Genomic DNA, 19,977 nt, shown 5'->3' with positions numbered 1-19,977 from the left:
CCTGCGTCTTTGCGGGTGATGCCGCTGGGTGACTCGATCACCTGGGGTCTCGGGAGCCCGTCGGGAAACGGTTACCGGGGTTTCCTGTGGAACCAACTGGCGGCTGAGGGACACACCCTGGACTTCGTCGGCTCCGGCCGTAACGGCCCGATGTCCGACCCGGACAACGAGGGCCACTCCGCTTGGCGGATCGACCAGATCGCCGGCATCGCCGACTCCGTGCTCAGCCAGTACCGGCCGAACGTGGTCACCCTGGAGATCGGTACCAACGACTTGGGGCAGAACTACCAGGTGCCCACCGCCACCAAACGGCTGCACGCGCTGATCGACCAGATCACCGCGGACGCCCCGGACGCGACCGTGCTGGTCGGCACCCTGATCGTGTCGACGAACAGCACCGAGGAGCCCAACCGGCCCGCGTTCAACCAGGCGATCCCCGGCATCGTCCAGGCCGAGCAGTCCGCTGGCAAGCACGTCCGGCTGGTCGACATGAGCGCGCTGACCACAGCAGACCTGTCCGACGGGCTGCACCCCAACGATGGCGGCTACCAGAAGATGGCCACCGCCTTCAACGCCGGGATCCAGGCGGCCGACGCCGCCGGGTGGATACACGCACCAGGGACCTCCCCCGCCGGCCCGGTGCGCTCGGGCGTCGCAGGCAAGTGCCTGGACGTCAACACCGGCAGCAGCGCCAACGGCACCGCTGCACAGATCTGGTCCTGCAACGGCACCAACGCCCAGTCGTGGAGCGCCGGTTCGGACGGCACACTGCGCGCGCTCGGCAAGTGCCTGGACATCGTCGGTGGCGGTACCGCGAACGGCACCAAGGCCGAGATCTGGGACTGCAACGGCGGCGCCAACCAGAAATGGGAGGCGTACAACGGCGGCTACCGCAACCCCGCCTCCGGCCGCTGCCTCGACGACCCCGCCGCCGCCACTACCGACGGCACCCAGATCCAGATCTGGGACTGCAACGGCGGCACGAACCAGAAGTGGACGGCGCCACAGTCCGCGTAGTCCGCTGCGGTTTCCGCTCCGAGCACAGCACGCGACTGGTGAATCCAGTCGCACGACCCTCATCGATCCGCAAGGAGACTTCCGTGTTCCGCAGACCCCTTCACAGACCGCGCCATCGGCGATGGTCAGCGGCCGCTGTCGCCGCGCTAGCCGCGATCGCGGCCCTGGCGGCCATGCTGACGACCAGCGCGACGCCCGCCTCCGCGGCCACCGGGTCGCACATAACGGGTACGGCGTCGGGCCGGTGCCTGGACGTGATCGGCCAGAGCACGGCGGACGGCGCCGGAATCAACATCTACGACTGCAACTCCCAGACCAACCAGGCCTGGACGCTCACCTCGGCCGGTGAACTGCGGGTCTACGACAGCCCGAAGTGTCTGGACGTGGCCAAGGGAGCCACCACCCCGGGCGCCACGCTGCAGATCTGGACGTGCAACGGCGGGACCAACCAGCAGTGGAAGGTCAACAGCAACGGGACGATCACCGGGGTGCAGTCCGGGCTGTGCCTGGACGTGGTGGGCGGGGCGACCGCGAACAGCACCCTGGTCGGCCTGTGGACCTGCAACGGCGGCAGCAACCAGCAGTGGAAGACCACGGCGGGCGACACCCAGCCGCCGACCGTGCCGGGCAGCCCGCGGGTCAGCAACCTGGTCTGCGACTCGGTGACCTTCGCCTGGAACGCCTCCAGCGACAACACCGGGGTGGCGTTCTACGACGTCTACCACGACGGCCAGCTGATGAAGTCGGTCAGCGGCACGACGCTGTCCACCAGCCTGACGGTTGTCCCCGGGGTCAACTGGGGACTGTACGTCAACGCCCGTGACGCCGCCGGGAACGTCTCCCAGGCCAGTTCCACGGTCGCCATCACCCCGCCGCAGTGCCAGGTCGACACCCAGCCCCCCACCACGCCGGGCAACCTGTCCGGCACGGTGTCGGGCACCACGGTGTCGCTGAGCTGGTCGGCCTCCAGTGACAACGTCGCGGTGAAGTACTACGACGTCTACCGAGGCAGCACCAAGGCCGGCACCGTCACCGCCAACGGCACGACCCCGCCGGCGACGACGTTCATCGACAGCGGCCTGAGCGCGAACACCACCTACCCCTACTACGTGGTGGCCCGTGACGCACAAGCGAACGTCTCCGGCCACAGCAACACGGTCAGCGTGAAGACCGGTGCCGCGTGCGGCAGTGCGGTGTGTGCGGTCACGCAGATCGCCACCGACACCGACATCCCGTGGGGCCTGGCCACGCTGCCCGACGGCACGATCCTCTACACCCGCCGCGACGCCCACGACATCGTCCACCTCAACCCCGCCACCGGGGCGAAGACCACCGTGGGCACCGTCCCCAACGTCGACGAGACCGACGGCGAGGGCGGCCTGCTCGGCCTGGCCGTCTCCCCCACCTACGCCAGCGACCACTGGCTGTACATCATGCACACATCCCCGACCGACAACCGGATCGTGCGGATCAAGCTGGACAACGACAAGCTCACCCTCAGCAGCGAGCAGATCCTGCTCACCGGGATCCTGCGCAACAAGTTCCACAACGGCGGCCGGCTGCGCTTCGGCCCCGACGGGAAGCTCTACGCCTCCACCGGCGACGCGCAGAACGGCGACAACGCGCAGAACAAGAACAGCCTCAACGGCAAGATCCTGCGCCTGAACCCCGACGGCTCCGTGCCCTCGGACAACCCGTTCGGCAACTACGCCTGGAGCTACGGCCACCGCAACCCGCAGGGCCTGGCCTTCGACTCCCAAGGACGACTGTGGGAGCAGGAGTTCGGCAACGCGATCATGGATGAGACCAATCTCATCACCAAGGGCGGCAACTACGGCTGGCCGGCCTGCGAGGGCACCAGCGGCACCTGCGGCACCTCCGGATACATCGCGCCCAAGCGCACCTACGTCACCGCTGACGGCTCCTGCTCCGGCATCTCCGTTGTCCGCGACGTCCTGTACGTGGCCTGCGAACGCGGCACCCGGATGTACCGCGAGGTCATCAGCGGCAGCTCGCTGACCGACGTGCAGACGTACTTCAACGGCACCTACGGCCGGCTGCGCACCGTCGAACCCGCCCCCGACGGGGGCCTGTGGCTCACCACCAGCAACAACGGTGACAAGGACAGCATCCCCAACAACAGCAACGAAAAGCTCTTCCACGTCGCACTCGGCTGATCCAGGGCCCGGCCCAAGGAGGTTCTCGACGACACCCTTGGGCCGGGCGCCCCCGCACCGCCGAATACCGGGCCGTTCACGCCGCAGGAGTGGAAGTGGCGGCGGACGGCCAACTCTGGAGCTGTGACCTGACAACGGCCGAGAAGCCGTTGCCCAGTGCCCCTTTCCCCCTGGAGGATTCCGATGGATGTGCAACGACGCAGATTCCTGGCCCTCGGCGCGACGATGGGACTGTCCACCGTCGCAGCGACACGAGTCGCCCTACCGGCGTCGGCGAGCGTCGCCGACGTCGCCGCGACGCAGACGATGTACCTGACCGGTACCGACGTCGACAGCACCGTGCCGTGGGACTTCCAGTGCACGGCCGGCCGCAGGAGCGGGGTCTGGAGTACCGTCCCGACGCCGTCGAACTGGGAGTTCTCCGGCTACGGCACGTACAACTACGGCGGGGCGCTGACGCCGGGTGAGAGCGGGAAGTACCGTCACAGCTTCACACCGCCCGCCTCGTGGGCGGGCCGACAGGTGTTCCTGGTCTTCGAGGGTGCGATGACCGACACCACTGTTCTGCTGAACGGCAAGTCAGCGGGCCCCAGGCACCAGGGAGCCTTCTACCGGTTCCGCTACGACGTCACGTCCCTGATTCTCCTGGGCAAGAGCAACCTGCTCGAGGTCACCGTCGACAAGGATTCCTCGAACAACTCGGTCAACCAGGCCGAACGTGAGGGTGACTACTGGAACTTCGGCGGCATCTTCCGGCCGGTGTACCTGCAGGCGTTCCCCACGGCGCGGGTCGACCGGATCGCGGTGCGGGCCGAGTCCAGCGGGACCTTCGCCGCCGACGTCTACCTGGCGGGGAACGTGGGCAGCGGCAGGGTGACCGCCCAGATCAAGACGCTCGACGGCACGAACGTCGGTGGCAGTGTCTCGACCCCGGTCTCGGCGGGCGCCACCCATGTCACCGTCTCCACGAGCGCGTCGAACCCGAAGCTGTGGACCGCCGAGACCCCGAACCTCTACCAGGCGGAAGTGGTGCTGACCAACTCCTCGGGCGCGCAGGTGCACGGGCTCACCGAGCGGTTCGGCTTCCGGACGGTGCAGGTGCGCAGCGGTGACGGCGTCTACGTCAACGGTGTCCGGGTGCTGTTGAAGGGCGTGACCAGGCACACCTTCTATCCGACCCTGGGGCGTGCCTCCAGCCCGCGTCTGGCGCGGGAGGACATCGCGCTGATGAAGTCGATGAACGTCAACGCGGTCCGGATGTCGCACTATCCGCCGGACGCGTACTTCCTCGATCTCTGTGACGAGCTGGGCCTGTACGTGCTGGACGAGCTGGGCGGGTGGCAGCACAGCTATGACACGGCGGCCGGCACCCCGTTGGTCCAGGCGATGGTCACCCGGGACGTCAACCACCCCTCGATCCTGTTCTGGGACAACGGCAACGAAGGTGGCTGGAACACCGCCCTGGACGGCCTCTTCGGCTCCTGGGACCCGCAGAAACGGGCGGTGCTGCACCCCTGGGCGAACTTCAGCGGCATCGACACCAACCACTACCCGACCTACTCCGCGGTCCAGTCCAAACTGGCCGGCTCGACGGTCTACATGCCCACCGAGTTCCTGCACGGCCTCTACGACGGCGGCGCCGGCGCCGGACTCGATGACTACTGGAACCTGATGTCCACCGCGCGGCACGCGGCCGGCGGGTTCATCTGGTCGCTCATCGACGAGTCGATCCGCCGCGACGACGGCGGCGGCGCGATCGACACCAACGGCAACCGCGGGCCTGACGGCATCGTCGGCCCGTTCCGCGAGAAGGAGGGCAGCTACTTCACCATCAAGGACATCTGGTCACCGGTCCAGCTGACCAGCCGCTCGTACTACGAGACCACCTTCCCCGCCAGTTTCGACGGCACCGTCGGGCTGACGAACCGCTACGCCTTCACCAACACCTCCACGTGCAGGTTCAGCTGGCAGCTGGTCACCTACGCCTCCCCGGGAGGCACCGGGCACACGGTGACGGCGCAGGGCACGTGCGCCAGTCCGAGCATCGCTCCCGGCGGCACCGGGAAGCTCACTCTCGGACTGCCGGCGAACTGGGCGACCGCGGACGCGCTGCGCGTGACGGCAGCCGACGCCTCGGGCGCCGAACTCGCCACCTGGGTCTGGACGATCAAGAAGGCGGCCAACCACGCGGCCCGGATTGTCGTCCCGGTCCCGGGCGCGCCGTCGGTGACCGGGACCCAAAGCGGCGACACGGTCACGATGACCGCGGGCGCCACCTCGGTGCGCATCGCCCGCGCCACCGGAAGACTGACCGGGATCACCAGGGACGGAACCGCGGTGTCGCTGGCCAACGGGCCGGCCCTGTCGGCCGGGTCCTCGACGCTGACCAGCCTGACCCACGCCCAGGACGGCAGCGCCCACACCGTCACCGCCACGTACTCGGGCAATCTGACAACGGTGCGGTGGCGGCTGGACAGCAACGGCTGGCTCCGGCTGGACTACACCTACAACCTCACCGGGACGCACGACTACCTCGGTGTGAACTTCGACTATCCCGAGTCCAAGGTCACCGGCGTGACATGGCTGGGCCGCGGGCCCTACCGGGTCTGGAAGAACCGGCTGCGCGGGGTGACCACCGACGTGTGGACCAAGAACTACAACAACACCGCCACCGGGAAAACCGGCTTTGCCTACCCCGAGTTCAAGGGCTACCACGCCGACCTGTACTGGGGTTCCCTCCACACCACAGAAGGAACGATCACCGTGGTGTCCGCCCAGGAGAACGTCTTCCTGCGGCTGTTCACGCCCTCGCAGCCGTCAGACTCGGGAACCGCCGCCGCGCCCTTCCCTGCGGGGAACATCTCCTTCCTCGACGGAATCCCGGCGATCGGCAATAAGTTCCACTCCGCGGCCTCCGTAGGGCCGGCCGGCCAGCCCAACACCGCGGCGGCGACATACACCCGCACCCTGTACTTCCGGTTCGAGAGCTGACGGAAACCTTGACCGCCACCCGGCGAAGCTTTAGCGTCGTCGGCACTTCATATATGAGATCTCCTGGGGGCCTGTCCTGTGTCCGATGTGCTTGCTCATTCCAGCCGTTTTCATCCCGGCTTGCTGCCCTCGCGTACTGAGGCGGTGCTGGACGCGGTCAAGCACGGAATCCTGACAGGTGAGTTGAAGCCGGGACAGCCGCTGGTGGAGACCGAACTCGCCGCTCAGCTGGGGGTGTCGAAGACGCCGGTACGCGAGGCGTTGAAGACGCTGGCAGGGACGGGCCTGGTCATCATGAGTCCCTACAAGGGAGCTTCGGTGCGCGAGGTCGACCAGGCCTTGGCGCGCAGCGTGTACGACATGAGGCTGTTGCTGGAGCCGATTGCCGCGGTACGGACCGCGGCAACCGACCACCGGTCCTGGGATGCGGCGGCAGCCGCCCTCGACACCGCGGACCGGGCCGCCGACGCGGCCGAGCGCTCGCTGGCGAACCGGGACTTTCACCGGGCCCTTTACGCGGGCTGCGGAAACCCGCTGCTGGTCAACTCACTGGACGACCTGCGCGACCAAACGGCCCTGGTGTCCAGTGCCGCCTGGGCCGTCCGACCATCCTGGGAGATGGAGGCCCAGGAGCACCGGGCCATCCTGCGCGCCGCGCAGAGCGGGCAGCCGGAACTGGTAGGCGACCTGCTCCGCGACCACATCGGCGCGTTCGTGGCGCGCAACTTCCCCGACCTCAGCGGAGGAGAACCGGCATGACACCGGACACCTCGCGTATGGATGATCTCCGTGCCCGGCTCGCCACCGTGATCGCCATCCCGGTGACACCGTTCAACACGGACGGCAGCGTGGACTGGGACAACCACGCGGCACTGGTCCGTCGGCTGGTCGACCACGGTGTGCAGGTGGTGACCCCCAACGGCAACACCAGCGAGTTCTACGCCCTCAGCCCTGCGGAGGCCCGGCGGGCCGTGGAGTCGGCCGTCGCGGCGGCCGGAGGCCGGGCGGAGGTGATGGCAGGCGTCGGCCTGGACACGGCAGGAGCGGTCGCGGCCGCCCTCCACGCCCGTGACGCCGGAGCAGGCTCCGTCATGGTGCACCAGCCCGTCCACCCCTACCGCTCCGCAGAGGGCTGGATCGACTACCACCGGGCGATCGCCGAGTCGGTGCCGGAACTCGGCGTCGTCCTCTACATCCGCGACGAGCGCGTGAGCGGCGAGCAGATCCGGAGGCTCGCCGACACCTGCGCGAACGTCGTCGGTGTGAAGTACGCCCTCCCCGACTCGGTACGCTTCGCATCCGTGGCGCGGGACGCGGGCCTGGACCGGTTCGCGTGGATAGCCGGGCTGGCCGAGCTGTACGCCCCCGGATACTGGGCGACCGGCGCAGTCGGCTTCACCTCGGGTCTGGTCAACGTAGTCCCGCAGCTGTCACTCGCGCTGCTGGAGACACTGCGGGGCGGGGACTACCCGAAAGCCATGAAGGTATGGGAATCGGCGCGGACCTTTGAGGAACTGCGCGCGGCCGACGCGTCCGCCGACAACGTCAGCGTGGTCAAGGAGGCACTGGCGCAACTCGGCCTGAGTACACGGACGGTCCGTCCGCCGTCCCGGCTCCTGCCTGCTGCGGTCCGCGACACCATCGGTGAACTGATCGCGCAGTGGCGGACGGAGGGCCGGCTGTGAACGCGGGAACCGCCGGGAACAGCGAAGCCGATGAGACCGGTGCCTTAGGTGCCGCCGCTGATGTGGCCGGGACCGTGTCGCCAGGGTTGAAGCCGCTGCGCAGCGCGGCCTGGTTCGGCAACGCCGACGACGTCACCGGCGGCGGCCTGCGGGCCTTCAGCCACCGCTCGCGGATGCGGCAGCTCGGTTACCTCCCGGAAGAGCACCTGGGCAAGCCGGTCATCGCGATCCTCAACACCTGGTCCGACATCAATCCCTGTCACATGCACCTGCGGGAACGGGCCGAGCAGGTCAAGCGCGGTGTGTGGCAGGCCGGCGGATTCCCGCTGGAGTTCCCCGTCTCCACCCTCTCGGAGACCTTCCAGAAGCCCACTCCCATGCTGTACCGCAACCTGCTGTCCATGGAGACCGAAGAGCTGCTGCGGTCGTACCCGGTAGACGGCGCGGTGCTGATGGGCGGCTGCGACAAGACCGTGCCCGCGCTGCTCATGGGTGCCGCGAGTGCCGGGCTGCCGGCCCTGGTCGTCCCATCAGGGCCCATGCTGCGCGGCCACCACCGCGGAAAGACCCTGGGCAGCGGCACCGATCTGTGGGCCTACTGGGACGAATACCGGGCCGGGCGCATCGACGAGTGCGAGATGTCGCAGGTGGAGTGCGGTCTGGCGCGTTCACCGGGCCACTGCATGACCATGGGCACCGCGTCCACGATGACCGCTGTCGCCGAGGCCATGGGCATGGCGCTGCCCGGCTCCTCCGCCATTCCCGCAGTGGACTCTGCCCATCACCGAATGGCGGCGGCGGCAGGCCGGCGGATCGTCGGCCTGGTCGAGGAGGACATCACCCCGGCAGCCGTGATGACCCGGGCGGCATTCGAGGACGCCGCCGCGACGGTGCTCGCCCTCGGCGGCTCCACCAATGCGCTGATCCATCTGACAGCCATGGCCGGACGGCTCGGGGTCCCCTTCTCGCTGGCGGACTTCGACGTCATCGGCCGCCGCGTCCCGGTCCTCGCGGACGTCCGCCCGGTGGGCGCACATCTGATGGAGGACTTCTACTACGCCGGCGGACTCCCCGCCCTGCTCCGGCAGTTGAACGAGGTTCCAGGAACGCTGCACCCGGACCGCATCACGGTGGCCGGTCATTCCTTCGGTGAGTACTTCGCGGACGCCGAGATCCACGGGCCCGCCATCCGCAGGCATGACGAGCCCCTCCACGAGGAAGGCGGCCTCGCCGTCCTGCACGGCAATCTCGCCCCGGACGGCGCGGTGATCAAGCACCTTGCGGCCGCCCCCGAGTTGCTGAGCCACACCGGACCCGCGGTTGTCTTCGACTCCTACTCCCAGCTGAGGGAGGGCATTGACGATCCCGCCTTCGCCATCACCCAGGACACCGTCCTGGTGCTGCGCGGCGCAGGCCCCCTCGGCGGGCCGGGCATGCCGGAGTACGGAATGCTCCCCATCCCCGCCTACCTGCTGGAAGAGGGCGTCACCGACCTGGTGCGAATCTCCGACGCCAGGATGAGCGGCACCAGTTACGGCACCTGCGTACTGCACATCGCCCCCGAGTCGCATGCGGGCGGTCCGCTGGCGCTGGTACGCACCGGCGACCTGATCACCCTCGACGTCGAGCGACGCCTGCTTCAACTGAACGTCGAACCGGCCGAGTTGAAACAACGTCGCCTCGCCTGGCTCCCGCCGGAGCCGCTGTCCACCCGCGGCTACGGAGCCCTCTACAACGAGCACGTCACGCAGGCCGACGTGGGCTGCGACTTCGACTTCCTCGCATCACAGGGCCGCAATCCGGTGCCCGACCCACGCTGAACCGGCATACCCGCAACTGCGCACAGCACACCACTCCTCAGCCACCGCACCAGCGAAGGGCTTGATCCGCCATGTCCGAGATCCCCGGAAGGTCCGTCCCGCGCCCCCCTGGTCTCCCGCGTCGCCGGGTGCTGTCCACCCTGGCCGCCGCCGGGGTCGCCGCACCGATCCTGGCGGCCTGCTCCGCCCCGAGCAGCCCCGACGACAGCGGCAACAAGGCTCCCGCGCCCACGTCACTGGCCAGCACCCCCAGCAAGCCGGTCACCCTCAACATCCTGGACGTGGCCGGAAATCTGGCCCTGACCAAGCCGATGATCGAGGCATTCACGTCCGCGCACCCCGAAGTCGTCGGCAAGGTCACCTACAGCACGGGTACGGCGCCGCAGTTGGCGTCCAAGGTGCAGGCGCAACAGCAGGCCGACAACGTGCAGATCCATCTGGTGCTGACCGGCACCGACGGGCTGGCCGCCGGTATACAGAAGGGCCTGTGGTACAACCTCAAGCCGTACTACGACACCTTCCTCCCCGGCCTGATGGCCAACTACCAGCCAGCTGCTGCCTCGATGACGTCGCTGGCGCAGGACCAGGGCATCGAGCTGGTCTGGTACCCGTCCGGTCCGCTGCTGGAGTACGACCCGAAGAAGGTCACCAGCCCGCCAGCCACGACGGACGCGCTGCTGGACTGGGCGAAGGCCAATAAGGGGAAGTTCCAGTACGCCCGCCCTGCCAACTCCGGCCCCGGGCGCACCTTTTTGATGGGTCTGCCCTACCTGCTCGGTGACTCCGACCCGACGGACCCGACCAACGGATGGGCGAAGACGTGGGCGTATCTGACGGAGCTGAACAAGTACGTCGATTCCTACCCGGCCGGGACGACCGACACGATGAAGAACCTCGCAGCGGGAACGGTGCACATGGTCGCTTCCACGACGGGTTGGTATATCAATCCGCGGGCCTTGGGCACAGTGCCGCCAGGGATGAAGGTGTCGAAATTCCAGACCTTCACATGGGTGTGTGACGCCCAGTACGGGGTGATTCCCAAAGGTGTCTCGTCGAACACGCTGACGGCGGTCCTGCGTCTGCTGGCGTGGATGCTCACCCCGGAGCAGCAGGCGTTCGCCTATGACGAGGGCTACTTCTATCCGGGGCCGGCGGTGAAGGACGTGCCGCTGGACAAAGCGCCCGCCGCGTCGCAGAAGGTCGTCGCGCAGTTCGGTGAGCCGCTGTTCGACACGTGGATCAAGCAGTATCCGATCAAGAATTCCTTGCCGGCCACCACCCAGGTCACCGCGTTCGACCTGTGGGACCGCAAGATCGGCTCGTCGAAGTGACCGCCGTGACCCCGACGAATTCCACCGCATCCGGCATCCGGCCCAAGGGCCCGCTCACTGACGATGACCGGATCGGCTCTCAGCTGCGCGAGCTGCACCTGCGGGGCGTGACCCGTGACTACGGGACGCACACCGCGCTGCACCCGCTGGACCTGACCGTGCACGGCGGGGAGTTCGTCGCCCTGCTCGGGCCCTCGGGTTGCGGCAAGACCACCGCGCTGAACTGCCTGGCCGGGCTGCTGCCACTGACCGGGGGTGAGATCACCTTGGACGGGCGGCGCGTGGACACACTGCCGCCGGAAAAACGCGGATTCGGCATGGTGTTCCAGAACTACGCCCTCTTCCCGCACCTGACCGTGCGGGCGAACATCGCATTCGGCCTGAAGATGCAGAAGATCCCCAAAGCAGACCTAGACCGCCGTGTCGATGCGGTGCTGTCCCTGGTCAGGCTGACCGAGCAGGCCCGCAAGCACCCCGCGCAGCTCTCCGGCGGTCAGCAGCAACGGGTCGCGATCGCCCGCGCCATCGTACTGGAACCGCCGCTGGTTCTCATGGACGAGCCGCTGTCCAACCTGGATGCCGCACTGCGCCTGGAGATGCGCAGCGAGATTCGGCGCATCCACCAGGAATTCGGCCTCACCACCCTGTACGTCACCCACGACCAGGAAGAGGCCCTGTCGCTCGCCGACCGCCTGGTCGTCCTCCACGAGGGCCGCGTCAGCCAGATCGGCACGCCCGCCGACCTCTACGAGCACCCCGCCAATCCGCATGTCGCCGCGTTCATGGGCTACCGCAACCTCCTTTACCTGGAGGCGGCGTCCGCAGACTCCCGCGGCGTACTCGCCCGCGGCCGTGGTTTGGAACTACGCGGCACCCCGGTCGGCGACCGCATGCCCGCTGTCGGGGAGCAAGTCGCGGTCGCCGTCCGCCCCGAAGACATCCGCCTCGCCGAAGACGGCGACGAGACCGGCGGCGCCGGCATCGAGGCCGTGGCCGAGATCGTCGAGTACCACGGCCGGCTCTTCCATGTCGAAGCCCTCACCGGCGCGGGCGACCGCATCCACTTCAAGACAGCAGTCCATGCTCACCCGGGCGACACCGTCTCCCTGGCCATCCCCTCCGAGCGGGCCCTGGTCTTCGTTCGCGACCCCGAGGAGTTGCAGGAGGCGACCGGATGAGCGCCGCCGTCCCTCCACCCGTTCCCGCGCCGGACCCACCCGCCCGAACCGCGCTACGACACCGCCTGGCCGAACGCGGCGTCGACCGCACCCTGCTGCTGCTCCTGCCGGGCCTGCTCGCGGTGATCGCCCTGTTCGTCTACCCGTTCCTCTACGGGCTGCAGATATCCTTCCAGCCCGAAAAGGGCGGCTTCTTCGGCTCCTACCACGACTTCTTCACCAACTCCTTCGCTGTCGGCTCCATCAGCATCACCTTCAAACTCGCCATACCCGCCGCGATCATCAACGTCGGCGCCGCCGTGCCGATCTCCTACCGGATGCGGCAGGACTTCCGCGGCAAGCGCCTGCTGCTCGCCCTGCTCGTCGTCCCCATCACGCTCGGCACGGTACTGACCGCCGAAGGCATCCTGGAGTTCTTCGGCCCCGTCGGCTGGTTCAACCAGACCCTGCACGCCCTCCACCTGACCGACTCACCGGTCAAACTCACCTACAACTACTGGGGCGTATTGCTCTCCCTGATCATCAGCGGCTTCCCGTTCGCCTTCTTGCTCACCCACTCCTACCTCTCCGGAATCAACCCGGCTCTGGAGGGCGCCGCCGCCACCCTCGGCGCGGACTGGCGGCAGCGCTTTCGCCACATCACCTTCCCGCTGCTGCTGCCCGGGCTCATGACCACTTTCGTCCTGACCTTCGTCCTGGCCTTCGCGGTGTTCCCTTCCGCGATGATGGTCGGCGATCCCGACGGCAAGACCCACGTCATCTCCGTCGAGGCCTACGAGACCGCCCTGGAGCGGTTCAACTACTCCGAGGGCTCTGCGATCGCCATGGTCATGACTGCCCTGATGCTGGCAGTCATCGGCCTCACGATGGCGCTGCGCTCCCGCCTTTACCGCAGCTCCACAGGAGGCAAGGGATGACCGTCCCCACGATGTCCACATCGCCGGCTGAGGCTCCGCCCCGCCCAGCCCCGGTGCGACGCCGGAGCGTGACCCTGCGCCCGGGCGCCTGGCTGGTCTGGGCCGCCCTCGCAGTCTTCTTCCTGGCTGTGCTCGGCGTCATCGGCTCCGTGGTCGTCAACTCCTTCGGCAGGACCTGGTTCAAGGGCTGGGCACCCCACGGCTACACCACCTCCTGGTACAGCAAGGCATGGAACGAGTTCAACCTCGGCCAGGTCATGTGGGTCACCGTCGAGGTCTCCTTTTTGGTCGTCGCCCTGTCTCTGTTGCTCGGCGTGCCGGCCTCCTACGCCCTGGCCCGCCGTGACTTTCCGGGCAAGAAGATCGTCAATACGCTGTTCGTGCTGCCGATCCTGGTGCCGCCGATCGCCTACGGCATCCCGCTGGCCACCGTGCTGTACAAGTTCCACCTGGCCGGGACGCTCACTGGCGTCGTCCTGGCCAACCTCGTCCCGTCCATCCCGTTCGTGATCTTCACGATGACGCCCTTCATCGAACAGATCGACCCCCGCCTCGAAGCCGCGGCCCGGATGTGCGGCGCTTCCACCCGCTCCGTCCTCCTCCGCATCCTCGGCCCACTCCTCCTGCCCGGCATGCTCGCCGCCGGTATCCTCGTCCTGGTCCGCACGTTCGGCATGTTCGAACTGACCTTCCTCACCTCAGGACCCGACAGCCAGACCCTCATCGTGTCCCTCTTCTCCGCCGTCTTCTCGGCCGGTATCCGTAGCCCCCAGTCCATCGACGCCATGGCCGTCATCTACACCGCGTCCATGGCGGTGCTGCTCCTGATCGCACTGCGGTTCGTCAATCCCACCCAGCTGGTCGCGCGCAGCTCGCAGTGACGCCCCCAATCTGGAGGACCGCGCCACGGACTTTCCGAACACAAGTGCGGTCGGCCGACGATCCTACGAATGACCGTCACAGACCCACGCTTGGAAGGTAGGACAAGCTCAGCGCGGATGCGTAACGCGAGCGCGGGCACGCGGAGGAAGTACGCCTTTGCGGTAGCGGTCTGGCTGGGGTTCCTTGATGCGGCGGGCCGGGCTTGGCACGACGCCGGCGCAGAAAACGTCGCCGGGGTCAAGTTCTGGCGGATGACTGACGAGGCGAGAGTTTGTGCCTGACGCCCGTGGGGCAACGTCGACTCCGCCACCAAGTCGGACAGTGCATCCCACGATCGTGTCCCACCGGGAACCCGTCCATGCCACGCGCCGGCTCCGGCTACCTCCAGCCGGCGCAGCTCGACAGTCAGCGGGCGATGGAGATCGCGAAGGGGGTGAATCCGGTGGAACGGATGACGTGAGGGACGAACAGGATCGCGGCTTCCGTGGCGCGGGCGGTCTGGATCCCGCCGAGGTCGGTGATCCATTCCTTTTGCCAGCCGAGGTCGGTGAGCAGTTCGCGGACGCACTGCTTGGCCTGCGCGTCCTCGCCGGAGAGGAACACGGTCGGTGTCTGGGCGAGCGTGTCCGGCGAGGTCATCACCGGGAAGAGCATGGTGTTGAGTGTCTTGACGACGCGCGTTTCGGGGAGCGCCTTCTGGAGCTGTTCGGCCAGGCTCGAGCCGGGGTAGATCAGATCGGCGGGCAGTCCGTCCGGTCCGTCGGTGGTGGCGTTGGAGACATCGACGAGGATCTTGTCCCGGAGTTCTTCGCGCAGAGCGGCGAGCCGGTCCAGCGAGCCGGCGCCCGGGGTGGCGTTGACGACGATCCGGGCAGTCCGGGCGGCGTCGGCGGCGGTGCCAGGCGTGCGGTCCGCCACTGTCACTTCGTGTCCTGCCCGGGCGAGGGCTGCGGCCAGGTTGCCGCCGACGCGGCCGTTTCCGAGAACTGCGATCTTGGTCATGATGATCTGGTCCTTCCGTGGGCGTGCGGGTTGTAGTGCGCGGTCAGCGCGAGAGCGTGGACACGGCCTCGGCGTGGACGCCCGGCGCGGCGGCCACAAAGCTCTGGCTCTGGGGGGTCCAGGGGCGGCCCTCGGCGTCGGAGATCCGTCCGCCGGCCTCGGTGACGAGCAGCGCTCCGGGAAGCAGGTCCGCGCGGGCGCCGGCGAACTGCCAGAAGGCGTCGATCCGGCCGGCGGCTACGTTCAGCAGGTGCAGGGTCGCGGGCACGGCGACGCGGACGACGAGCGCGTCGAAGAGCATCGCGGTGATCGAGGAACCGACCCGCCGCACGACCTTTTCGTCCTCGTCCGGCCGGGCCTGGCTGGTGGCCACGATGCTCAGGCCGAGGTCGGCGGTCTGGGAGACGTGCAGCGGCCGGCCGTCGAGGTGGGCCCCCGCGCCGGTGAGCGCGGTGTAGGTCTCGCCGGTCAACGGCAGGTGCACTGCGGTGAGCACCGGCTGGTTCTCCCGCACGAGGGTGGCGGTCACCGCCCACTCCGGCAGGGCGTGCAGGTGGTTGACGTTGCCCTCGGCCGGATCCACGACCCACCACTCGCCGGCCGGCAGCGCCCCGCCGTCCAGTTCGTCCTCCACCCAGCCGGCCTGCGGACGCAGGCTCGTGAGACGGGGACGCAGGATGTCGAGAGCCGCGTCGTCGTTGACGGCCAGCGCGCGCATCAGCTCGTGGCGGCTCTGGTAGCGGACCACCTCGCCGAAGCGCTCGCGCAGCGCCGAACCCGCCTCACGCACGGCGATCGCGGTCTGGGCGAGCAGGTCGGCGTCGGAGGCGGCGACGTCGGTGGTCTGGAGCGTTTCGGACATGGCGGTATTCCCGTCTGAGGAGGGGTACTGAGGCCGGTCGAGGGCCGAACTGCGCGTTACTTCTTGCGCTTTCGCCTCAACGGTAGGCAGCCCGTCGATTAACTTCAAATGCATGTCAGGCACGGTTAGAATTACTCACATGCAATTGGATTTGAACCTGCTCGCCGCGCTCGACGCGCTGCTGGAGGAGGGCAGTGTGGCCGGGGCGGCGGCGCGCCTGCACGTCACCGCCCCCGCGATGAGCCGCAGTCTGGGCCGGATCCGGCGCACGACCGGGGATCAGATCCTCGTGCGCACCGGCCGCACGATGACCCCGACGCCGTATGCGATCGCCGTCCGGGAACAGGTGCACGATCTGCTGCACCAGGTCCAGGGGGTGCTGGCACCGAGCCGTGAACTCGATCTGGCAACGCTCGAGCGCACGTTCACACTCCGCTGGCACGATTCCCTCGTCGCCTTGAGCGGCCCCGCACTGCTCGCGGCCGTGCGCGGACAGGCGCCGGGCGTGCGACTGCGCTTCGTCGCGGAATCGAGCATCGACACCCCCGAATTGCGGCGCGGCGAGGTCGACCTGGAGGCGAACTCCAACCGCCCGAGCGCACCGGACATCCGTGCCGAGAACGTGGGCGAGACCCGCCTCGTCGTCGTCGCGAGGCAGGGGCACCCCCTCACCCGCGCCAGGACCCTCACCGCACAGCAGTACGCCGACGCTGAACACGTCACCGTCTCGCGACGTGGAAACCTCACCAACGCCATCGACGACGCCCTCGCCCGGCTCGGCCTCACCCGCCGTGTGGTGGCGACCGCGCCCACGGAAGGGGCCGCTCTGGAGTTCGCGCGCGGCTCCGACATCCTGATCAGCGTCCCCGAAGCCACCACCCGGTCAGCGGTCGCCGACCTCGGCCTGGTCGTGCTCCCCCTCCCGCTCGAACTGCCGTCGGCACCGATATACCTGTCATGGCATCAGCGCTACGACACCGATCACGCCCACGCCTGGCTCCGCGGACTGGCGCGAACCGCGCTGGCCCGGTGAGGAGCGTCGTAGTCGGCGCCGTGGCTGCGTCACTCAGACGTCCACGGTCCACGCGACCACCACGGCGATCTGCTTGAACGTCTTGAACGTCAGCAGCGGCTTGTCCGTGCGGGTGCTGGCCGTGGAGGCGGCCAGACCGACGCCTGCGGCTCACCATCGCGGCTCGCCGGTGCGCAGATCAATCTCACCGGGATTTCCTGTACCTCAACTACTTTCCAGGAGTCGGCCGTTCACTGGCACAGGACCTACCGCCCTCAAGCCATAACAAGGGCGAGTTCGGCCGCCAGACGCCCCGCCGCGTGACACCGCGAGGCTGAGGCCCGGCCCTCCCACACGTTGATACGTACCCCGCCAGACCTGCTTGCCGCGGCCGACCGGGGCGCCAAGCCGGTCGCCCTCACCGCCCCGGCGCCGTGCCGAGACACCTCGGCAGGTGGGGCCCTTGTCCATGGACTACCTGCGGGTCCGTGGACAGTGGCGTCGAGGGTCTGCTGTCGCTATACGACAGGCGCGGGCCGCCCCACCGAACCTGGGACGCCGCCGTCACGCCGAGCCGGCCGCGGACCAGATGCTCGAACTCGGCACGGCGGTCCATCAACCACGCCAGATAAAACAAACCCTGGTCGATGACCCCGGCATCGACACCGCGCTTGTACCCCACGATGGCCGGCGACCCGTTCTCGTCCATTCCGAGCGAATCGATCCGGCCCCCGCGAACCGCATCAGCACTCTCAACAAGTTTTCCGCTGGTTCCAACCACAGCCGGCCGGTACCGGCGCCGGGATCAAGGCGTCTCTGATCGAAGACGAGTGCCCGCACGCCGGCCTCCCCCGCCGGCTTTACGGGCGCGCTCACACCTGCGCGTAACCACCGTCGGCGAACAGCTCGGCACCGTTGACGTAACTCGATGCGTCCGAGGCGAGGAACGTCGTCACGGCGGCGATCTCCTCGGGTTCGGCGAGCCGGCCAAGAGGGACGTCGCCTTCGGCCTGCTTGAGAACCTCGGGCGGCACCAGCTCGAGCAGACCCGGGGTGCGTGTACCGCCCGGGGATACGACGTTGACCCGGAAGCCATGGGTGCGCGAGCTGAGGGCCCAACCGCGGGCGAGGTTGCGGACTGCGGCCTTCGACGCTGCGTAGACCTCGAGTCCCTGACTGGGCCGTGTCGTGGCGGTCGATCCTGTGAGGATCACCGAAGCGTTGGCGCTGAGCAGTGGCAGCGCTTGTTGCAGGGTGAAGATCGTTCCCTTGACGTTGGTGGCGAACACCGAGTCGATCAGCTCCTCGGTCACCTCGCCGAACGGAGCCGCGGTGCCGATGCCGGCGTTGGCGACCAGCACGTCGATGCGGCCGGCCTCGTCGCGCACGGTGCTGTAGAACGCGTCGAGGTCTGAGGGCACCGAAACATCACAGACCACGCCAGTTACGGCAGGTCCGAGCTCGGCGGCCGCAGCATCGAGCGCGTCCTTGCGGCGACCGGTGATGAAAACCTTCGCGCCCTCGTCGCGGAATGCGCGTGCGGTCGCGAATCCGATGCCGGAGCTACCCCCCGTGACCACGGCGACCTTGCCCGTGAGTGACTTGCTCATTCTTCTCACCTCGTTGATTGACCTTCCCGATGGTCGTAACGCTACTTGTTACGACCATCTGTTGCAACCTTTGCTGTTACGACTGCGCCGTCGTAACGTAAGGAGTTGCGGCCGAGAGGAGGGGCTCATGAGTGCCAACAGCAGGTTGACCATTGCCGCCCACGCGCTGGCCTGGATCGGCCTATACCAGCGCCAGGGCCATGAAGTCGCCACCTCCGAGCAGATCGCGACCAGCGCGAACACCAACCCCGTGGTGATCAGACGGCTGCTCGGCGAGCTGCGCAGGGCCGGGCTCGTGGAGTCCCGACGGGGTGTGGGCGCGGGCTGCTCCCTGGCGCGCGAGCTGGGGTCGATGACCCTGCTCGACGTGTACCAGGCAGTGGAACCCGGCCCGCTGTTCGCGATGCACCGCACCACCCCGGATCAGGGATGCGTGGTGGGTTACGGCATCCAGCCGGCGATGCAGGGCATCTACGAGGGCATCGAGGAGACCTTGAGGCACGAACTGGCCGGCGTGACGCTCGAGAACGTACTCCGGGACGTACTCGCGGCACCTCTTCGTACAGCGCTGCCTGATGCGGGTCCGGGCGCAGCGGGTGCGGGTCGCCATGCCGGAGTCGGAGGAGAGGCCACCGTCCATGACCGAGAGTGATCCGGCCGCCGCCGCCCGCGTGCCCTGCCTCGTCTGCGGCAATCTGACGCTGACCGAGCGGGGCTTCTACGAGATCTGCCCGGTGTGCGGCTGGGAGGACGACGGGTCGGACTACAGCGACCCGGACCGCTACGTCGGCGGCCCCAACCACGTGACGCTGCGCGAAGCGCGGCAGAACTACGCCGAGTTCGGGGCGTCGGAGCAGCGCAGGGCCGGCCGGGTGCGGGACCCGCTCCCGGAGGAACTGCCGGGCGGCTGACGGCAACGGATCCCCTCCCCTGCCTGCCCTGCCCGCCCGTCACACCCGCGACTTCTCGTCGTAGAAAGCCCGCGACAGCCGTACCCGCACCCGCTGGGCGAGGCCGGTCCTGCGGGTCACGCCGTTGCTGTCCGTCGCGGGACCGAGCTGGAACGGCTGCGGCTGTTCGCCCTGCGTCAGGGTGAACAGTTCGGCAGGCGAGAGCTGCTCGTGCACCTCGACGAACTCGCCGTGCGGCAGCCGCTTGACGATGCCGGTCTCCCTGCCGTGCAGCACCTTCTCCCGGTCGCGCCGCCGCAGTCCCAGACAGACGCGTCGGGTCACGACGAAGACGATCACCGGCATGCACGGCGAGAGAGCCACCGCAGTGACCTCTACGGCAGACCGTCGTTGAGCAGGCCCCGTAGCGGAGCCCCGGGAACGCCTCCCCGTTCGTTCCCGGGGCTCCGAACTGTGCGCGGCCGGTGCGCATCCCGGGCTGGGGCCCTTGAACGGACGGACCTCCGGGCGGGGATGGGGCCGGCCCGTTCGAGGGCACCGATGTGACAGAACTATCAGCGGCGTCTTCTGAAATGGCCGTCC

At 68.3% G+C, this 19,977-nt stretch carries 16 protein-coding genes and 2 pseudogenes; 13 read left to right on the top strand and 5 right to left on the bottom strand.

Annotation, left to right across the window (positions count from 1 at the left end; translation table 11 throughout):
- The 10 genes from HY68_RS38355 to HY68_RS38310 all read left to right on the top strand — a co-directional run.
- Window positions 1-1,017, top strand: a 1,017-nt coding sequence (locus HY68_RS38355) for an SGNH/GDSL hydrolase family protein (protein ID WP_042002263.1), incomplete at its 5' end; no start/stop codon positions are given.
- A gap of 173 nt (window positions 1,018-1,190) precedes the next feature.
- Window positions 1,191-3,194, top strand: a complete 2,004-nt coding sequence (locus HY68_RS38350; protein WP_078864223.1) for a PQQ-dependent sugar dehydrogenase — start codon at window positions 1,191-1,193, stop codon at window positions 3,192-3,194.
- 183 nt (window positions 3,195-3,377) lie between these two features.
- Window positions 3,378-6,185 carry a glycoside hydrolase family 2 gene (locus HY68_RS38345; protein ID WP_042002242.1) on the top strand — a complete coding sequence of 936 codons (2,808 nt, stop codon included), beginning with the start codon at window positions 3,378-3,380 and terminating at the stop codon, window positions 6,183-6,185.
- A gap of 120 nt (window positions 6,186-6,305) precedes the next feature.
- Window positions 6,306-6,944 (top strand): GntR family transcriptional regulator, encoded by a 639-nt coding sequence (locus HY68_RS38340; RefSeq protein ID WP_198533564.1) that lies wholly within the window; start codon window positions 6,306-6,308, stop codon window positions 6,942-6,944.
- A gap of 17 nt (window positions 6,945-6,961) precedes the next feature.
- Window positions 6,962-7,870 carry a dihydrodipicolinate synthase family protein gene (locus HY68_RS38335; RefSeq protein WP_042002257.1) on the top strand — a complete coding sequence of 303 codons (909 nt, stop codon included), beginning with the start codon at window positions 6,962-6,964 and terminating at the stop codon, window positions 7,868-7,870.
- Between the two features lie 95 nt (window positions 7,871-7,965).
- Window positions 7,966-9,690 (top strand): IlvD/Edd family dehydratase, encoded by a 1,725-nt coding sequence (locus HY68_RS38330; RefSeq protein WP_107070306.1) that lies wholly within the window; start codon window positions 7,966-7,968, stop codon window positions 9,688-9,690.
- Between the two features lie 128 nt (window positions 9,691-9,818).
- Window positions 9,819-11,021 (top strand): extracellular solute-binding protein, encoded by a 1,203-nt coding sequence (locus tag HY68_RS38325; protein ID WP_241778927.1) that lies wholly within the window; start codon window positions 9,819-9,821, stop codon window positions 11,019-11,021.
- A gap of 5 nt (window positions 11,022-11,026) precedes the next feature.
- Window positions 11,027-12,199 carry an ABC transporter ATP-binding protein gene (locus HY68_RS38320; protein WP_241778926.1) on the top strand — a complete coding sequence of 391 codons (1,173 nt, stop codon included), beginning with the start codon at window positions 11,027-11,029 and terminating at the stop codon, window positions 12,197-12,199.
- The gene (locus HY68_RS38315; protein ID WP_042002237.1) at window positions 12,196-13,116 is read left to right on the top strand and encodes an ABC transporter permease subunit; all 921 of its coding nucleotides are present in this window, start codon (window positions 12,196-12,198) and stop codon (window positions 13,114-13,116) included. The genes HY68_RS38320 and HY68_RS38315 overlap by 4 nt, the downstream gene beginning before the upstream one ends.
- Before the next feature lie 68 nt (window positions 13,117-13,184).
- Entirely contained in the window at window positions 13,185-13,997 is an 813-nt protein-coding gene (locus HY68_RS38310; RefSeq protein ID WP_042002235.1) for an ABC transporter permease subunit, read from the top strand.
- Window positions 13,998-14,403: 406 nt separating this feature from the next.
- On the opposite strand, the gene HY68_RS38305 is transcribed toward HY68_RS38310, so the two are convergent.
- Complete coding sequence (locus tag HY68_RS38305) at window positions 14,404-15,000, bottom strand: NAD(P)-binding domain-containing protein (RefSeq protein ID WP_042002233.1); 597 nt, start codon at window positions 14,998-15,000, stop codon at window positions 14,404-14,406.
- Between the two features lie 43 nt (window positions 15,001-15,043).
- Window positions 15,044-15,862, bottom strand: a complete 819-nt coding sequence (locus tag HY68_RS38300; protein ID WP_042002230.1) for a 3'(2'),5'-bisphosphate nucleotidase CysQ — start codon at window positions 15,860-15,862, stop codon at window positions 15,044-15,046.
- Window positions 15,863-16,001: 139 nt separating this feature from the next.
- Here HY68_RS38300 and HY68_RS38295 point away from each other — a divergent pair, with 139 nt between their 5' ends.
- Window positions 16,002-16,895 (top strand): LysR family transcriptional regulator, encoded by an 894-nt coding sequence (locus HY68_RS38295; protein WP_042002227.1) that lies wholly within the window; start codon window positions 16,002-16,004, stop codon window positions 16,893-16,895.
- Window positions 16,896-17,400: 505 nt separating this feature from the next.
- On the opposite strand, the pseudogene HY68_RS45985 reads toward HY68_RS38295, so the two are convergent.
- Together HY68_RS45985 and HY68_RS38285 are read right to left on the bottom strand one after the other, a co-directional pair.
- Window positions 17,401-17,607 (bottom strand): annotated as a pseudogene (locus HY68_RS45985) (transporter); the annotation flags it as partial.
- A 139-nt stretch (window positions 17,608-17,746) separates the two neighbouring features.
- A complete protein-coding gene (locus HY68_RS38285) occupies window positions 17,747-18,484 on the bottom strand; it encodes an SDR family oxidoreductase (protein ID WP_042002222.1) in 738 nt (245 codons plus the stop codon).
- Window positions 18,485-18,611: 127 nt separating this feature from the next.
- On the opposite strand from HY68_RS38285, the pseudogene HY68_RS38280 reads away from it, so the two are divergent.
- Window positions 18,612-19,037, top strand: a pseudogene (locus tag HY68_RS38280) (Rrf2 family transcriptional regulator); the annotation flags it as partial.
- 85 nt (window positions 19,038-19,122) lie between these two features.
- The gene (locus tag HY68_RS38275) at window positions 19,123-19,395 is read left to right on the top strand and encodes a CPCC family cysteine-rich protein (protein ID WP_042002219.1); all 273 of its coding nucleotides are present in this window, start codon (window positions 19,123-19,125) and stop codon (window positions 19,393-19,395) included.
- A 39-nt stretch (window positions 19,396-19,434) separates the two neighbouring features.
- On the opposite strand, the gene HY68_RS38270 is transcribed toward HY68_RS38275, so the two are convergent.
- Window positions 19,435-19,719 carry a hypothetical protein gene (locus HY68_RS38270; protein WP_206742995.1) on the bottom strand — a complete coding sequence of 95 codons (285 nt, stop codon included), beginning with the start codon at window positions 19,717-19,719 and terminating at the stop codon, window positions 19,435-19,437.
- Window positions 19,720-19,977 lie beyond the last annotated feature (258 nt).

Source organism: Streptomyces sp. AcH 505 (assembly GCF_000818175.1).
In the GTDB taxonomy this organism is placed as follows: domain Bacteria; phylum Actinomycetota; class Actinomycetes; order Streptomycetales; family Streptomycetaceae; genus Streptomyces.
The sequence above is the reverse complement of the archived record's forward strand: the minus strand, read 5'-3'. Positions and strand labels throughout refer to the sequence as shown.